At 62.2% G+C, this 16200-nt stretch carries 15 protein-coding genes; 9 read left to right on the top strand and 6 right to left on the bottom strand.

Features of this window, described 5'->3' with window-relative positions; all coding sequences use genetic code 11:
• Nucleotides 1-72: 72 nt before the first annotated feature.
• A complete protein-coding gene (locus PWG15_RS02075; RefSeq protein ID WP_275022844.1) occupies nucleotides 73-969 on the top strand; it encodes a LysR family transcriptional regulator in 897 nt (298 codons plus the stop codon).
• A gap of 88 nt (nucleotides 970-1057) precedes the next feature.
• Here PWG15_RS02075 and PWG15_RS02070 read toward each other — a convergent pair whose 3' ends face one another.
• Entirely contained in the window at nucleotides 1058-2332 is a 1275-nt protein-coding gene (locus PWG15_RS02070; protein WP_275022843.1) for a DUF3422 family protein, read from the bottom strand.
• A 272-nt stretch (nucleotides 2333-2604) separates the two neighbouring features.
• Here PWG15_RS02070 and PWG15_RS02065 point away from each other — a divergent pair, with 272 nt between their 5' ends.
• The 6 genes from PWG15_RS02065 to PWG15_RS02040 all read left to right on the top strand — a co-directional run bounded on the left by PWG15_RS02065 (nucleotide 2605) and on the right by PWG15_RS02040 (nucleotide 9058).
• Nucleotides 2605-3393 (top strand): FadR/GntR family transcriptional regulator, encoded by a 789-nt coding sequence (locus tag PWG15_RS02065; protein WP_275022841.1) that lies wholly within the window; start codon nucleotides 2605-2607, stop codon nucleotides 3391-3393.
• 205 nt (nucleotides 3394-3598) lie between these two features.
• Entirely contained in the window at nucleotides 3599-4105 is a 507-nt protein-coding gene (locus tag PWG15_RS02060; protein ID WP_275022840.1) for an NUDIX hydrolase, read from the top strand.
• A 139-nt stretch (nucleotides 4106-4244) separates the two neighbouring features.
• Nucleotides 4245-5750 carry an inorganic phosphate transporter gene (locus PWG15_RS02055; protein WP_275022839.1) on the top strand — a complete coding sequence of 502 codons (1506 nt, stop codon included), beginning with the start codon at nucleotides 4245-4247 and terminating at the stop codon, nucleotides 5748-5750.
• 10 nt (nucleotides 5751-5760) lie between these two features.
• Nucleotides 5761-6498: a 16S rRNA (uracil(1498)-N(3))-methyltransferase gene (locus PWG15_RS02050; protein WP_275022838.1), complete on the top strand. Its 738-nt coding sequence runs from the start codon at nucleotides 5761-5763 to the stop codon at nucleotides 6496-6498.
• 245 nt (nucleotides 6499-6743) lie between these two features.
• Nucleotides 6744-8117, top strand: a complete 1374-nt coding sequence (locus PWG15_RS02045) for a glutamate--cysteine ligase (RefSeq protein WP_275022837.1) — start codon at nucleotides 6744-6746, stop codon at nucleotides 8115-8117.
• A 113-nt stretch (nucleotides 8118-8230) separates the two neighbouring features.
• Nucleotides 8231-9058 (top strand): DUF937 domain-containing protein, encoded by an 828-nt coding sequence (locus PWG15_RS02040; RefSeq protein WP_275022836.1) that lies wholly within the window; start codon nucleotides 8231-8233, stop codon nucleotides 9056-9058.
• 343 nt (nucleotides 9059-9401) lie between these two features.
• Here the strand turns inward: PWG15_RS02040 and PWG15_RS02035 are convergent, their stop codons facing one another.
• Nucleotides 9402-9698: a YjiS-like domain-containing protein gene (locus tag PWG15_RS02035; RefSeq protein WP_275022835.1), complete on the bottom strand. Its 297-nt coding sequence runs from the start codon at nucleotides 9696-9698 to the stop codon at nucleotides 9402-9404.
• Between the two features lie 206 nt (nucleotides 9699-9904).
• Between PWG15_RS02035 and PWG15_RS02030 the strand changes: the two genes are divergently transcribed.
• On the top strand, nucleotides 9905-10855 hold the full coding sequence (locus PWG15_RS02030; protein ID WP_043618309.1) for a LysR substrate-binding domain-containing protein: 951 nt from the start codon (nucleotides 9905-9907) through the stop codon (nucleotides 10853-10855).
• Between the two features lie 84 nt (nucleotides 10856-10939).
• Here PWG15_RS02030 and katA read toward each other — a convergent pair whose 3' ends face one another.
• Nucleotides 10940-12424 carry a catalase KatA gene (gene katA / locus PWG15_RS02025; protein WP_275022834.1) on the bottom strand — a complete coding sequence of 495 codons (1485 nt, stop codon included), beginning with the start codon at nucleotides 12422-12424 and terminating at the stop codon, nucleotides 10940-10942.
• A gap of 187 nt (nucleotides 12425-12611) precedes the next feature.
• Between katA and PWG15_RS02020 the strand changes: the two genes are divergently transcribed.
• Complete coding sequence (locus PWG15_RS02020; RefSeq protein ID WP_275022833.1) at nucleotides 12612-13523, top strand: hydrogen peroxide-inducible genes activator; 912 nt, start codon at nucleotides 12612-12614, stop codon at nucleotides 13521-13523.
• A 12-nt stretch (nucleotides 13524-13535) separates the two neighbouring features.
• On the opposite strand, the gene PWG15_RS02015 is transcribed toward PWG15_RS02020, so the two are convergent.
• The 3 genes from PWG15_RS02015 to PWG15_RS02005 all read right to left on the bottom strand — a co-directional run bounded on the left by PWG15_RS02015 (nucleotide 13536) and on the right by PWG15_RS02005 (nucleotide 16132).
• Nucleotides 13536-14411, bottom strand: coding sequence for a dienelactone hydrolase family protein (locus PWG15_RS02015; RefSeq protein WP_275022832.1), 876 nt, complete (start codon nucleotides 14409-14411; stop codon nucleotides 13536-13538).
• Between the two features lie 113 nt (nucleotides 14412-14524).
• Nucleotides 14525-15553 carry an alcohol dehydrogenase AdhP gene (adhP, locus tag PWG15_RS02010; protein ID WP_275022831.1) on the bottom strand — a complete coding sequence of 343 codons (1029 nt, stop codon included), beginning with the start codon at nucleotides 15551-15553 and terminating at the stop codon, nucleotides 14525-14527.
• 162 nt (nucleotides 15554-15715) lie between these two features.
• Nucleotides 15716-16132, bottom strand: coding sequence for an MAPEG family protein (locus PWG15_RS02005; RefSeq protein ID WP_275022830.1), 417 nt, complete (start codon nucleotides 16130-16132; stop codon nucleotides 15716-15718).
• Between the last annotated feature and the right edge of the window lie 68 nt (nucleotides 16133-16200).

Below are 16200 nucleotides of genomic sequence, written 5' to 3'. Positions count from 1 at the left end.
TCTTTACCACTAGGCTAGAGTCCCTGCAAATGCTATTGAGCTTTTCCGTTTTGGAAACAATGGCAACGATTGATGACGAATTTAGGCGATCTTGAGATTTTTGCACGGGTCGTTTCCACAGGCAGCATGTCGGCCGCAGGTCGGGTGCTGGGTTTTTCCCCAGCTGTGATTTCGAAACGGATCAAGAGGCTCGAAGATCGCCTCGGTACGCGGCTGCTGCAGCGCACGACACGCCAGATCTCGCTGACGGAGGCCGGCCAGGGTTTCTACGATCGGGTACTCGGCATTCTCTCAGGCATCGAGGAGGCCGAGGCCTATGCTTCCGGTCGCTCGTCGCATGCGCTCGGCGTGCTCAGAATCTCGGCGCCGACCTCGTTCGGCCGGATGCACATCGCGCCGCATCTGACGAAATTCATGAAGGACCATCCGGACCTGAAACTGCACATCGTGCTGACGGACGAATTCACGGATATCGTCGCCGAAGGCTTCGACATGGCGGTTCGCATCGGCGAACTGGTGGACTCGTCACTCGTCGCGCGGAAACTCGCTCCCGTGCGTCGGCTGCTCTGCGCCTCGCCGGACTATATCGCGCGCAACGGCGCGCCGACGGAGATCAGCGATCTCGCGGACCATCTCTGCCTGCCCGCCCATAATAACGACAACTGGAAACTCGAAGGGCCCGAGGGCGCACTGGTCTGGCACCCCGAGGGACCGCTCGTGACCAACTCCTCCGAGATCGTGCGCGCCGCTGTCATTGCCGGCGCTGGCATTGCCCTTCGCTCCACCTGGGATATCGGCCCGGAATTGCGCAGCGGCCAACTGGTGCAGGTGCTGCCGCAATGGGAGGGTTCCAAGCAGCTGACGCTCTCGGCCGTTTATCCGAGCCGACAGTTCCTGCCGGCCAAGGTGCGCCTTTTCATCGACTACCTGGCCGCGCTTTACGGGCCGATCCCCTATTGGGAGCAATAGGGGCCTCGACGCCGCTCTGCACTTTTGCTGCTTCCTCGCTTCCCGCAATTCCGGACGCAAGACCGCTGCGCACTCTTGCTGGAATTGCTTATTTGTGATCGCTGTCCTCGTGATGGCGGCGGATGCGGCGCACGATCAGCCACACACCGGCAACGGCGAAGGGCACGGCAAGACCGGTCAGCAGGCCCGGATCGATCGGCAGTTCGTGGCTGACAGCCTTGGCAAGATAACCGAACAGCCCGACCACGTAGTAGGAAATGGCGGCAACCGACAGGCCCTCGACCGTCTGCTGCAGGCGCAACTGCAGCTTGGCGCGCCGATCCATCGAATTCAGCAGCGCACTGTTCTGCCGTTCGAGCTCGACATCGACCCAGCTTCTGAGAAGGGCGGTGGCGCGGGCGAGCTTGCGCGACAGGTTGGCCTGGCGCTCCTCGACCGACTGACAGGTGCGCATCGCCGGCGCGAGGCGCCGTTCGAGGAAGGTGCCGATGGTCTCGTAGCCCGGCAGCGGTGTTTCGGAAAGCGTGCGAAGACGTTCCTGGACGATGCCGTAATAGGCGCGGCTGGCGCCGAAGCGATAGAGGCTGAGCGCGGCACCCGCCTCGAGGTCGGCGGCAAGCCGAGTAATCTCGGCCAACATGTCGTCGGCCTCCTCGCGCACATTTTCCTTCATGCGCTGGGTGATCCCCGTCAAACCATCCTCGGTGCGACGGATTTCCGGCGACAGCGACTGGGCAAGCGGCAGGCCCATCATCGCCAGTGTGCGATATGTCTCGATATCGAGCAGGCGCTGAACGAGCGCACCAGTGCCCGCCTCGGTCATGCCGCGGTCGATGACCAGGATCTGGGTCAGGCCGTCGCCGTTCTGGCGGAAGTCGGTGACGATTACCGCCTGGCCGTTCTTGGTTTCGCTGTAGCAGAGGCTTGTCGGATCGAGGAGCTTGATCGCTTCTCGGGTCTCGGGCGTATCCGGCCGGATTTCCAGCCGGATGCCAGAGATCAACGAACCCGGCGGCGAAAAGCCGTCGCCGAAGGGGTGGATCGACACCTCTCCGCCGAACTGCTCCGGCGGCGGCGCATCCCAGAAATAGGTGGAGAATTCGGTGTGCCGCTCCCAACGCAACGTGCCCTGCCCCCAAGGCATTGCATGATGGTTCGCGTCCCGCCCCGGCGGTGCGATACCGCGTGCGCGCGACAGCTCCGACAACACGGCATGATCGACGATCGAGCCACCGTCCGTCAGGAAGGCGAGCTGGAAGATCACACGCGGTGTGGTCACCAGCGCATAGGGGCGCGAATGAACCTCGCCCAAGGCCAAGGCGCGCATCGGCGCCACCGGAAATGCAAAACTACCCTTTGCCATGAAGCGCTCTTGTCCCCCTCACGCGTTCATCACCACTTTCTTATCAATCGAACGAGCAAAAGAAAAAGGACGCATTGCCGCAGTTTGACTTTTGTCAGCCAGCACAAAGTGGACAAGCAAATTGACCACTTGGCGCCGGCTGCCTAGATTGCGGCACAGAGCGGGATCAGGGAACCTTCGCGACTTGTCGCCCTTTCCGCCCTAACCTATCAGAATCACGATATCTTTTGGCCGAAGTGACCGGAAATCATCGTGATCCGGGAGACCAAGACGTGACCGACGACCAGATCGACCTCTTCGCCCGCATCAGCCATAGCCGCACGGCAGACGAAGTCGTACAGCAGATCGAGCTCCTGATCCTCGAAGGTGTGCTGCGCGATGGCGATCGCTTGCCGGGCGAAAGGGAGCTCTCCAAACGCTTCGACGTATCGAGACCGATTCTGCGCGAGGCGCTCAAGGAACTCGAGGGGCGCGGCCTCGTCGAGAGCCACCATGGCGGCGGCACGTTCGTCGCCGATGTCGTCGGGCAGATTTTCTCCAGGCCGCTGATCGACCTGATCGCCCGTCATCACAAGGCGACGCAGGACTATCTCGAATATCGGCGTGAACTCGAAGGACTGACCGCAGAACTGGCCGCCACCCGCGCCACGGATTTCGATCGGGATATCCTGACCAGGATCATCGAACGCATGCGCACGGCACACGCCGCCGGCGACTTCGACGCGGAGCTCGAGGCCGATATCGAGCTGCACCAGGCCATTGGCGAGAGCGCCCACAACATCATCCTGATGCACACGCTGCGCGCCTGTTATCGGCTGCTTCAGCAGGGAATCTTCTTCCACCGCAACTCGGTCTTCGATGCGCCGGGTGCACGTGACCGGCTGCTTGCGCAGCACGAGGCGATCTACGACGCGATCATGGCGCGGGATCCGGCAAAGGCAAAGGCAGCGTCGCAGAACCATATCGACTTCGTTGCCGCAGCAACCCGCGAGGCGGAACGCACCGGCGAATGGAATCGCATCGCCCGCCTGCGCCTGCAGCAGCGCGACCGCGCGAACTGACGGAGCAGACCTACGCCCGGTTGCCGGCGTTTGGCAAACCGCCGCTGAAACACCATATCCTGTCGTATCTGGACCACAGTTCAGCGCAAAGCTGATTGCATATCCGGCTGCCCGTCGGCCGCGACATTTACACGCAACAGGACGCTGCCATACTGCCTTTAACAGACAGAAGAACACTGATTCGCCGAGAGGAGCGCAGACGACCTTGAACTTCTTGAACAGACTCGCATCCGACGTTCAGTTGATGTTGCGCCGCCCGGCGCGCATGCAGTATGCCGCGCTCTGCTATCGGATCCGCAAGAAGACCAAGGCCCTCGAAATCCTCATGATCACCAGCCGCGACACCGGTCGCTGGGTCATTCCCAAAGGATGGCCGATGCAGGGCAAGCGCGCCCACGAGGTGGCCGAGCGCGAGGCCTACGAAGAGGCCGGTGTCAAAGGGCATGTGCAGAAGTCGACGATCGGATACTATCTCTACCAGAAGCGCATGGACCATGGGCTGAAGATCTCGGTCAAGGTGCAGGTCCATGCCCTCGAAGTCGACGACCTCTGCAAGCACTTCCCCGAGGAAGGCCGCCGGCAGCTCGAATGGGTCGACTACAAGGAGGCGGCTTCGCGGGTGGCAGAGCCGTCGTTGAAGGACCTCATTCTCGCCTTCGGCGAACGCATGGCGGCGGCGCCTGCGTCGATGCCGAAGGCTGCGAACGGCTAGCCTTCCAGGCCATCTCCCGGGCATCCAGTGCCCCCCTGAACGCGGGTTCCCGACACGCGTGGAACCGATGTCCATCAAATCCACTTGAATGCGTGTTGCAGTGGCCTTAGTGGCCATTGTGACAATGGAGTTACAGGCAGTGGCACAGCCGCGCATACGCCTCGCAAAACAGACGCTCGACAAAGACCTCGACAAGCTGAGCCTTGCCGAAGAAGCGTCGCAGCATGTCCGTCGCAGCCTCGCGGCACCGGCGCTCGCCGGTCTCTTTCTGCTGCTCAGCATGGCCTTCGCTGCAAGCTTCGTGACGAGTTCTGCGAGCGCGCCGATCATCATCGCCGCGGCCGCCATTGCCGGCTACATGGCCATGAACATCGGCGCCAACGACGTGACCAACAACGTCGGCGCCGCCGTCGGCGCCAAGGCCATGTCGATGGCGACGGCACTCATCATCGCTGCCATCTTCGAGGTCGCCGGCGCGATGCTTGCCGGCCGGCAGGTCGCGCTGACGATCGAGGCAGGCATCGTCTACGGCGAAGACGTGCTCGGCCCACAGACGATCGTCTGGATCATGATGGCGGCACTCGCCTCCGCTGCGGCCTGGATCAATATCGCCACCTATTCAGGGGCGCCTGTATCCACCACACACTCGATCATCGGCGGTATCGTCGGCGCCGGCATTGCCGCGGCCGGTTTTTCCAGCGTTCAATGGTGGTCCCTTGCCGGCATCACAATGAGCTGGTCGGTCTCGCCACTGCTTGGCGGCGCGATAGCCGCCGCTTTCCTTGCTTTCCTCAAGGAATTCATCATCTACCGCGAGGACAAGATCGCCGCAGCAAGGCGATGGATGCCGGTCATTCTCTGTGTCACCGCGGGCTGCTTCACCGCATATCTCGCGGAGATCGCCCTGGTCCAGGTTGCGGCAATCTCGTTGCCAACGGGACTTGGCCTCGGCGTCATCATCGGTACTGTCGTCTATTTTCTGACCAAGCCGTGGATCTACAAACAGTCAGAAGGACTGGACAATCGCAACCAGTCACTTCGCAAGCTGTTTCGGGCGCCGCTCATTCTGGCTGCGGCACTTCTCTCCTTCGCGCACGGCGCCAACGACGTCTCCAACGCGATCGGCCCGCTGTCCGCGATTGTTTCTGCCCTGGACGGCGTCATTACCACCGAGAAATCGCCGGCACCCCTGTGGGAACTGGCGATCGGTGCGCTTGGCATTTCGATCGGCCTGCTTCTCTACGGCCCGAAGCTCATCCGCGTCGTCGGCCAGGAGATCACCAAGCTCAACCCCATGCGCGCCTTCTGCGTGGCCCTCGCCACCGCGGTCACGGTACTTCTTGCGTCTGCGCTCGGACTGCCGATCAGTTCGACGCACACCGCCGTTGGCGCCGTCTTCGGCGTCGGCTTCTTCCGTGAATGGTACATCCGCAATTCCAAGCGTCGCCTGCAATATGTCCGGCAGAAGACAGGCCAGACCGACTTCATGGAAACGGCGGAGACCAACTTCGCCGAAGTGCGGCGCCGGCGCCTGGTCCGCCGCTCGCATTTCCTGACGATCGTCGGCGCATGGGTCATCACCGTCCCCGCCTCGGCCGCGCTGTCGGCCGTCCTCTATTTCATCCTCTCCAGCATTTTCATGTGAAGGCCCCGATATGCGCGCCAATTTTCGCATGCAGCGACTGTTCGTCGAGCACGCTCTCCACGCCGGCTCCACCCAGGAGGCGACGAAGGAACAGTTCAACTACCTCATCAACGTGCTTCGCTATGAGGAAGGCTCGTCCATCCTCGTCTTCAACGGACGTGACGGCGAGTGGCGTGCGAAGCTCTCCTTCGCCAGCAAGAAAAAGCTGGTACTGACATCAGTCGAACAGACGCGGCCGCAGCCGGAACCCTGCGATCTCGTCTATCTCTTCGCGCCGCTCAAGGTCGGGCGCCTCGACTACCTCGTGCAGAAGGCCGTCGAAATGGGCGCAGGCGTGCTGCAGCCGGTCATGACGCAGCATGTGCAGGGCAAGCTCGGCAACATCGAGCGGGTCCGTGCCAATGTCATCGAGGCGGCCGAACAATGCGGCGTGCTCGGCATTCCCGATGTCGAAGAACCGCGCCGGCTGGAGGACGTGCTTTCCGCCTGGCCCAGCGACCGGCGCATCATCTTCTGCGACGAAGGCAGCGACAGCCAGAATCCGCTGCCGGTCCTTTCCGGAATCAAGGAGGAGAAGCTTGCTCTGCTGATCGGTCCGGAGGGCGGCTTCTCGGACGCCGAACGGACGCTGCTGCGCAGCCTCGACTTCGTCAGCGCCATTCCGCTCGGACCGCGGATCTTGAGGGCCGACACCGCGGCCGTCGCGGCCATGGCGGTCATTCAGGCCACTGTCGGCGACTGGCGATAGCCGGTCGCTCCGGAGCAACCAGGGTGCAGCACTTTCTCCTAGGAGAAGGTGGTCTCTTAAAGACAAGGTACGGTTGGGTCGGCGATACCCAGTTCCACGGAGCTTGCTCCAGCGCAAGCAATCGTCCTACTTTTTTTGATGAGATCTTGAAAGAAATTGACTTGCACCGCACCTGATTACGGTTCAAGCAGCCTGCATCAACTCCCGCTATCCAGTGGGAACCGCCCAAACAAAAGAAGACGCTCATGGCCCGAGATACCACCGACCAGACGCCGGTAACCTCTGTTGCTGACCTGACCGCCTATCTGGCAGAAGGTTCGAAACCGGAGGAGCGGTTCCGGATCGGCACGGAGCACGAAAAGTTCGCCTTCTTTAAGGCGGACAACAGCCCCGTTCCCTATTTCGGCGAGGCCAGCATCCAGGCGCTTCTGAACGGCATGGCTGAAAAGAGCGGCTGGGAACCGATCGTCGACGAAGGCAATATCATCGGCCTGGCGGAGCAGTCGGGCAACGGTGCGATCTCGCTGGAGCCGGGCGGCCAGTTCGAGCTTTCCGGCGCGCCACTGGAAAACCTGCACCAGACCTGCAAGGAATCGAACCAGCACCTCGCGGTTCTGCGCGAAGTCGCCGAGCCGCTCGGCATCCGCTTCCTCGGCATCGGCGGTAGCCCGAAGTGGACCTTTGACGAAACCCCGCGCATGCCGAAATCGCGCTATGGCATCATGAGCCGCTACATGCCCAAGGTCGGCACCAAGGGCCTCGACATGATGTATCGCACCTGCACGATCCAGGTGAACCTCGACTTCTCCTCGGAAGAGGACATGCGCCGCAAGATGCAGGTGTCACTGAAGCTGCAGCCGCTTTCAACGGCGCTGTTTGCAAGCTCGCCCTTTACCGACGGCAAGCCGAACGGCCTCCTCTCCTGGCGCGGCGACATCTGGCGCGACACCGACAACCAGCGTGCCGGCCTGCTGCCGCCCGCGTTCGGTCCGGATTTCGGCTTTGCCGACTATGTCGAATGGGCGCTCGACGTGCCGATGTACTTCGTCGTGCGTGACGGCCACTATCACGACTGTACCCACGTCACGTTCCGCCAGTTCATGGCCGGCGCGCTCAAGGGCGAAATTGCCGACTGGCAGCCGAACATGGGCGACTGGACGAACCATCTTTCGACGTTGTTCCCCGACGTCAGGCTCAAGCGCTTCCTCGAAATGCGCGGCGCCGATGGCGGGCCGTGGCGGCGGATCTGCGCACTGCCGGCCTTCTGGGTCGGCCTGCTCTACGACCGCGAAGCGCTCGATGCCGCCGAGACACTGACGCGCGACTGGACCTTCGAGGAGGTGAGCGCTATGCGCGACGCAGTGCCAGTGCAGGCGCTTGCGACAAAATTCCGCGCTGGCAACCTCCATGACGTTGCCCGCGAAGTCATCGCTATTTCGCGCGGCGGCCTGAAGCGCCGCAACCGGCTGAACGGCGACGGCATCGACGAAAGCCAGTTCCTGGCGCCGCTCGACGAGGTGCTCGCCAAGAAGGCGACGCTCGCCGAAGATCTGCTGGCGCTCTACAATGGTCGCTGGAGTGGATCAGTCGAACCTGTCTTCGCCGAATACCAATATTGAGGCGCCCGCCAGGCGCTCTCAAAAAGCGGTTTCCAGCCCCCGATTTCCCGTTATAGTGCAAGGATATGCGTCGCTTTTAGCGCCGCGCGTAGAGATGCCGAAGGGGAATTGGCATGGCACCGCTTTTTGACATGTTCGCACAGGCGCAGAACGGTAAGGCCATCGAACTGATGGCTCAACAATTCGGCCTCGCCCAGGAGCAGATGACGAAGGCGACGGCGGCCCTGCTGCCCGCCTTCTCGGCCGCCTTCAAGCGCAACACCGCCAACCCGTATGACTTCGGCGCGTTGCTCACGGCGCTCGGCAGCGGCAACTATGCCAAATACTTCGAAGACATGAGCCAGGCCTTCACGCCGCAAGGCATGGTCGACGGCAACGGCGTTCTCGGGCAGTTGTTCGGCTCGAAGGAAATGTCGCGCGCGATCGCCGCGCAGGCCGCCCAGGTCACTGGCATCAGCCAGGAGATCTACAAGCAGATGCTGCCTGTCATGGCCGACACGCTGATGGGCGGGCTGTTCAAGCAGACGACGGGGCAATTCGCCGCCGCAAGCGACGCATTCGCCAATAACCCGATGGCCACGGCCATGCGCCAGTGGATGGAAGCGGCCGGCTTTGCCAAGAAGCCGGAGCCGCAACCGAACCCCTTCGACAATCCGTTCACCCAGGCGATGCAGGGCTTCTTCGGCATGGCCAAGAAGGAAGAGAAGCCCAAGACGGCCGACGTCTTTGCCGACAACCCCTTCGTCAAGGCGTTTCAGGACATGATGCAGGCAGGCGCGACCGGCTCGCAGAAGCCGGCACCGGACAATCCGGCTCTTGCCCAGTTCTCCCAAGTGATGAACAGCATGTTCGACACCGGGCTGGAGATGCAGAAGGAATATCAGAAGAACGTCGAGGCCCTGTTCGACATCTACAAGACCGGCCCCAGCACCAAGAGCTGAAACGCCCTTCCCTATCGATGCCTCCGTTGGACGGCGCAACCTGCTGCGCCCGAGAGCGTGCGCGCTTGCCTGAGCAAATCTCAAAAGAAAAAGGCCCGGTACATGTCTTGGTCATGTACCGGGCCAAGCGGCAGGGTCTATTGGCTCTACCCTGCGGGGAACGTTTGGACGCGCGGCCTCTAAGGGTCAGCAGCGCCGAACTCTGAATTTCGCAGCATGATCCGCGGCGGCGGCTGGCTTTCGCGGATCATGCTCGACTGGCACACCCTAAGCGGCGGGATGCGCCGTGAAGCGGGCCGAGGGTGCGGTTCCCCGCTTTCATCCCGCTCCAACTCGTCAAGGGTCAGTCGTGGCGGGTCCCCTTGTAGAAGAGGCTCGCCCGGTTTCGCGAGGCGCGCGTCAGATAGCTCGCCGGATTGTCGAAGAAGGGCGAGGTGATCGCCTCACGCACATCTTCTCGCTTCAGCCCCATATCGAGGAGCTGGCGGTCATCCAGGTCATTCAGACGGCCGATCGCGTATCGGTTCAGGAGCATGCGCCATGCGGACGTCAGCATGCCTGTCACGCCGGCGGCGCGGGAGGCATAGGACTGCTTTCCTGCAACGAGGTCGAGATCGAGGACGTGCTGTGTCGTGCGCATGACAATTCTCCTTTCAGGCACGAAGAGGCCCATCCCCTGCGGGGAGGTCAAACGCAGGGGCGGGCCAAAAGGTTTGGGAATCGCCGGCGAAATTGCCGGCCGGGGATCGATGAATTTGCCCCTGATAGATCGCAAATCCTTATTGATCAGTCCAACGAATGTTTTTAATGATATTCATCAAACAATTTTATGGATGCACCACGGCCATGTCCGCACCGCTCGATATCGACCAGCTCCAGACCTTTGTCGCGATCGCCGACACGGGCAGCTTCACCAAGGCGGCCGACCGGGTCTTCAAGACTCAATCCGCCGTTTCCATGCAGATGCGCCGCCTGGAAGAACGCATCGGCAAGGCGCTGTTCATGAAGGATGGCCGCGGCAATCGGCTGACGGTCGAGGGCGACCGGCTGCTCAATTTCGCACGCCGGATGATCCGCCTCAACAACGAGGCGATCGCTTCCTTCGACGACAATCGCCTCGAAGGCACGCTCCGGATCGGCACGCCCGACGATTACGCCGATCGCTACATGCCCGAGATCATCATGCGTTTCGCCAAGACGCATCCGAATGTCGAGCTTTACATCGTCTGCGAGCCCTCCGTGGACCTCGCCGAGAAGATGGCCAAGGGCGACCTTGACATCGCGCTCGTCACGCACAATCCGCGTGCCCGCGCTTCCGACGTGGTGCGAACGGAGCCGCTGTGCTGGGTGAGCTCGATCAACCACCCGCTGCCGGAAAATGCACCGATCCCGCTTGCCGTCGGAAGGCGCGACTGTCTGTGGCGGCAGGCCGCCTGCGCGGCACTCGACGCGACCGGGCGGGAATACCAGATCCTGTTCACTAGCTGGTCATCGACGGTTGTCGCTGCCGCGGTTCTTGCCGGCATGGCCGTTTCGGTGCTGCCGGAATCGGCGCTTCGTCCCGGCATGAAGGTGCTGACGCTTGCCGATGGCTTCCCGGCGCTAGCCCCGGTGCAGATCGGCATCATGAAGCGGCCGGGCCTGTCGCCTTCGCTTTCCAACGCGATCAGCAACCACATCACCGCCTGCCTCGACAACATCACTCCGATCAGCGCCAATGACGATCTCGAAGCCGATATCAAGGGCTTCCCGCGTTATCCGCGCCTCAGGCAGAGCCATATGCTGCCGGGCTGGTAAGAGCCGGTAGAGATCTAAAAAAATGCCACGCATCACCGGATGCGTGGCCTTTTTGTTTGATGCGGCAGTCGGCGCGCGCACCGCCTATTCGGCAGCGGTGCCGACCGCCTCTGCTTCATAGGCGTGCGCTGCGTGAAGCGCCGCTCGCACGCCGGCTTCGTAGTCCGGATGGACGAGCTTGAAATGCGCAAGCTGGCGCTCAACGATCGAGCCCGGCACGCCGCCCATCGCGGCGGCGATGTTTGCGAAGAGGCGCGCCTTCTGACCGGCATCGAACAGGTTGAAGAGGGCCCGCGGCTGGCTGTAGTCGTCGTTGCCTTCGCGGTGATCGTAGCGTGCCATATCGCCACTGATGCGAAGCGGTGGCTCCATCGCGGATGGCTGCTCGACGGGACCGTTGAACGAGTTCGGCTCGTAGTAGGCGTCCGGATTGCCGGTCTGGATACCGCCGAACGTGTTCATCTGGCCATCACGGTGATAGTGATGAACAGGGCATTTCGGCCGGTTGACCGGGATGTGCTCGTAGTGCGTGCCGAGCCGATAGCGGTGGGCATCGGCATAGGAGAAGAGCCGCGCCTGCAGCATCTTGTCCGGAGAGAAGCCGATGCCGGGCACGATGTTCGATGGCGAAAAGGCGGCGTTCTCGACCTCGGCGAAGTAGTTCTCGGGATTGCGGTTGAGTTCCAGCACGCCGACCTCGATCGGCGGATAGTCCGCATGCGGCCAGACCTTGGTGACGTCGAAGGGATTGTAGGCAGTCTTCTCGGCATCGAGTTCCGGCATGATCTGCACCTGCAGCGTCCAGCGCGGATAGTTGCCTTTCTCGACTGCGCCATAGAGCGCTTCCTGGTAGCTTTCGCGCGTCCGGCCGATCACCTCGGCGGCTTCCGCATTGGTATAGAACTTGTGGCCGTGCTGGGTCTTGAAATGGAACTTGACCCAGTAGCGCTCGCCGGCGTCGTTCCAGAATGAGAACGTGTGCGAACCATAGCCGTTCATGTGCAGCGGCGACACCGGACATCCACGATCGGACATCAGGATCGTGACCTGGTGCAGGCTTTCCGGCGAAAGCGACCAGAAATCCCACATGGCAGTCGCCGAACGAAGGTTGGTCTTCGGATGGCGCTTCTGGGTGTGGATGAAGTCCGGAAATTTATACGCATCGCGGACGAAGAAGATCGGCGTGTTGTTGCCGACCAGATCCCAGTTGCCTTCAGGCGTATAGAACTTCAGCGCGAAGCCGCGCACGTCGCGTTCGGCGTCGGCAGCACCCTGCTCGCCCGCAACTGTGGAGAAGCGCGCCAGCATCGGGGTCTCAGTGCCCGGCTGCAGCACCTTGGCCTTGGTGTACTTGGAGATATCGCCGGTGATCTTCAGCGTGCCATAGGCACCCCAGCCTTTGGCGTGTACGGCGCGCTCGGGGATGCGCTCGCGGTTTTGATGCGACAGCTTCTCGATAAGCTGGTAGTCCTGCATCATGACGCCACCGCGTGGGCCGGCGGTCAGGGAATTCTGGTTGTCGGGCACCGGGGCTCCGGCACTCGTGGTCAATATGGGGCGATCTGACATCGCGTCCTCCTGTCAAAGGGTTTCGCGCCCGGGAAATCGGACAGGCTGCCCGATCGCAGCCGCGGCGGCTGCCAGCCGCAATTCGCGCGGCGCTCAAAGCCCGGACGCTTTGGCAAGGCGGTTTTCCCATAGGGTTTCGATAATCTCCAATTGCATATAAATTAAAAATCGATAGGATTTTCCTATCATGATTACACTACGACAGATGCGCTATTTCGAGGCGCTTGCCTCCGCTCGCCACTTCGGCAAGGCCGCCGAACTGGTCCATGTCAGCCAGCCGGCGCTCTCGGCCCAGATCATGGAAATGGAAAGCCACTTGGGCGTGAAGCTGGTGGAACGCAGCCGCAGCGGCGTTTTCCTCACCCGCAAGGGCGAAGAGGTGCTCGCCCGCACCCGCGCCATCCTCGCCGAAGTGGACCAGTTGGAGCAGAGCGCCCGCGCGAGTTCCGGCACGCTTGAGGGCCGGATCCGCATCGGCGTCATTCCAACGCTCGCGCCCTATCTCGTGCCGCGACTGGTGCCGCATTTGCGGCGCGTCTATCCGGCGATCGAAATTGAGCTGAAGGAATCAGTAACGTCACGACTGGTCGCGGATCTTGGAGAGGGTCTGCTCGACGCCGTCGTCGCCGCCCTGCCGATCGAAACCGAGGGGCTTTCGACGAAGCCGCTCTTCTCCGACCGTTTCTACATGGCGATGGCGGACGACGAGCGAAACATCCTGATGTCGCCGCTGACCGAGGATCAGGTGGATGTCGAGCAGTTGCTGCTGCTCGAAGAGGGTCACTGTCTGCGCGACCAGGCGCTGGCCGTCTGCAGTACGGCCGGCAAGCGGCGCCTCGTCAGCTTCGGCGCCACATCGATGACGACGCTCTTGCAGATGGTCGCCAACGGCATGGGCATGACGCTGATCCCCGAGATCGCTATCGCGACCGAGGCCGCGCGCAATTCGATCCGCATCGTGCCCTTCGCTGCACCCGAGCCGGCGCGTGAGATCGGCCTCGTCTGGCGGCGCAGCAGTCCGCGCGAGCGCGACATGGAAGCGCTCGCAACGGCAATCCGCGCCTGCGCTGACGACATTATCCGGGCAGCTGCCGCCTGAGCTAAGACGCGCTCAAGCGAGCTTGGCCTTCAGGAACTCCACCGTCCGGCCCCAGGCAAGGTCCGCTGCGGCCTTGTCGTAGCGGGCGGCCGACGTATCGTTGTTGAAGGCGTGGTTGACACCATCATAGACATAGATCGTCGCGTCCTTGCCATTGTCCTTGAGCGCCTTTTGATAGGCGTCGATGCCGGCATTGATACGCTCGTCGAGCCCGGCATAGTGCAGCAGCAGCGCCGCCTTGATCTTCGGCACATCCTCCGCCTTTGGCTGCGCACCATAATAGGCGACACCGGCCTTCAGATCCGGTGAGCCGACCGCGAGCCGATTGACGAGCCCACCGCCCCAGCAGAAGCCGATGGCACCGACCTTGCCGGTCGACTGCTGGTGTCCTTCGAGGAACGTCACCGTCGCTGCGGCATTCGCCGTCGTTGCCGCGGCGTCGAGCGCGCCGATCATCTCGCGCGCCTTGTCCTCGTCGGTGGGTGTTCCGCCCGACGGCGACAGGAAATCCGGTGCCAGCGCCAGGAATCCTTCGAGCGCCATGCGCCGTGCCACGTCGCGAATATGCGGGTTGAGTCCGCGGTTCTCGTGGATAACGATGACAGCGGGCAGCTTGCCGCTCATCTGCGCAGGCCGAACGAGATAGCCTTTCATGTCGCCGTCCGCACCGGGGTAGGAAATGTCCTCGCCCACGACCCGGGCGTCGGTTGCGGCAACGATCTCCGCCTTGGCGCCGTTGGCCGCAAGCAGCGGCGCGATCGCCGCGGCCGCGGCCGCGGAACCAGCCAGTCCGGTAAGTTTTTCCATGAAGCGACGGCGATCGAGGGTCAGGTGCGTGTATTCGTCATAGGCGTCGATCATCGCCTGCGTAATTGTCGGTTGCTGCATGTCGGCCTCCTTCGGTTTCGCTCTCCCGCGGCGGCAGACAGAACCGCCCGCAACAGAATAAGTCGGCGGGCGGTATCGAACAGACAATCTTCTGTTACTGGCCGTGAACGGCTTCAACCGTTGAGGTCGAGCACGATCCGGCCGTCGATCTTGCCTTCCTCCATGCGCTTGAAGATGGCGTTGATGTTCTCGATCTTGTCCCAGGTGAAGTGCGAGGCGACCTTGCCCTCGCCGGCAAACTCCAGCGACTCCTCCAGATCCTGGCGCGTGCCGACGATCGAACCGCGGATGGTGATGCGCTTCAGCACCGTATCGAAGATCGGCACGCACATCTGCCCGGGCGGCAGGCCGACAAGCGCCATGGTTCCCTTGGAGCGCAGCATGTTGAACGCCTGCTCCATCGCCTTGGGTGCGACCGCCGTCACCAGTGCGCCATGCACACCGCCGGTCGCCTTCTGTACCTGCTCGACCGCGTCCTTGTCACGCGCATTCACCACGAGGTCGGCACCGAGCTTCCTGGCAAGTTCCAGCTTGTCCGGAAAGATATCGACCGCGGCAACATGCATGCCCATCGCCTTGGCGTATTGCACCGCCATATGGCCGAGCCCGCCAATGCCGGAGATCAACGCCCATTCGCCGGGACGCACCTCGGTTTCCTTGAGACCCTTATAGACCGTAACGCCGGCGCAGAGGATTGGCGCGGCCGCTCCGAATTCGAGTTTTGCCGGCAGGCGCCCGACGAAGTCCGGATCGGCAAGGCCATATTGGGCAAAGGTGCCGTTGACGGAATAGCCGGTGTTCTGCTGGCTGCCGCAGAGCGTTTCCCAGCCGGTGCGGCAGGGCGTGCAGCCGCCGCAGGCCGTGTGCAGCCACGGCACGCCGACGCGGTCGCCTTCCTTCAACCGTGCGACGCCGCTGCCGAGCTTGGCGACATAACCGACGCCTTCGTGTCCGGGAATGAAGGGCGGCTTTGGCTTTACCGGCCAATCGCCGTTGGCGGCATGCAGGTCCGTGTGGCAGACGCCGGTCGCCTCGTATTTGATCAGCACCTGACCGGGGCCCGGCTCCGGTATCGGCACATGCTCGATTACCAGCGGCTTGCCGAATTCGCGCACCACGGCGGCTTTCATCGTTGCGGTCATCTCGTCCTCCGATGCGTTGTCGTCAAGGTCGGCGATGTCACGCCAACGACGAACAGACTACACGCAGAAGCCGTGATGCGTACTTGATACACATCAAGGCGCGAAGATAACGTCGCAAACTGTCTCAGATCTGCGCCAGATCGTAGAAGTCGGAACTTCTAATCAGCTCATCGCCATCCAGACGGCAAGCCACACCCACATCGCAAAAAGCGTCGCGACACTGCCCATGAACAGCGGACGACGGTAACGGATCCGGTTGCTGGTCACATGCACGAAGGCGTGCACATAGCGCAGAACGACAAAGAGCCAGGCAAGGACGACAGAGACGATGTTGTCGGCCTCGGTGATGTAGAGCAGCACGCAGCAGACATAGAAGAGAACAGGCAGTTCGAACTGGTTGGCGATGCTGTTTTTCACCACCAGGCTTTCGCTCGGCTCGTCGCGATTCTCGCGAAACTGAGCCGAATTCGCCTTGCCGGCGCGCACCAGGCTCATTCGGCGGAAGGATAGGAGAGCGTAGAGGCAGAAGACGAGAAGGACGTGCGCCACGATCGGCCAGAAGATCTCGAAACCCGTCATGCCCTGCTCCCGGAAATACGCTTGCTTAAAAAATACTTAATTTGAAAAGATGGAGGGCGCCGCGGTGA

The organism is Ensifer adhaerens (assembly GCF_028993555.1).
GTDB classification, from domain to species: domain Bacteria; phylum Pseudomonadota; class Alphaproteobacteria; order Rhizobiales; family Rhizobiaceae; genus Ensifer; species Ensifer adhaerens_I.
The sequence above is the reverse complement of the archived record's forward strand: the minus strand, read 5'-3'. Positions and strand labels throughout refer to the sequence as shown.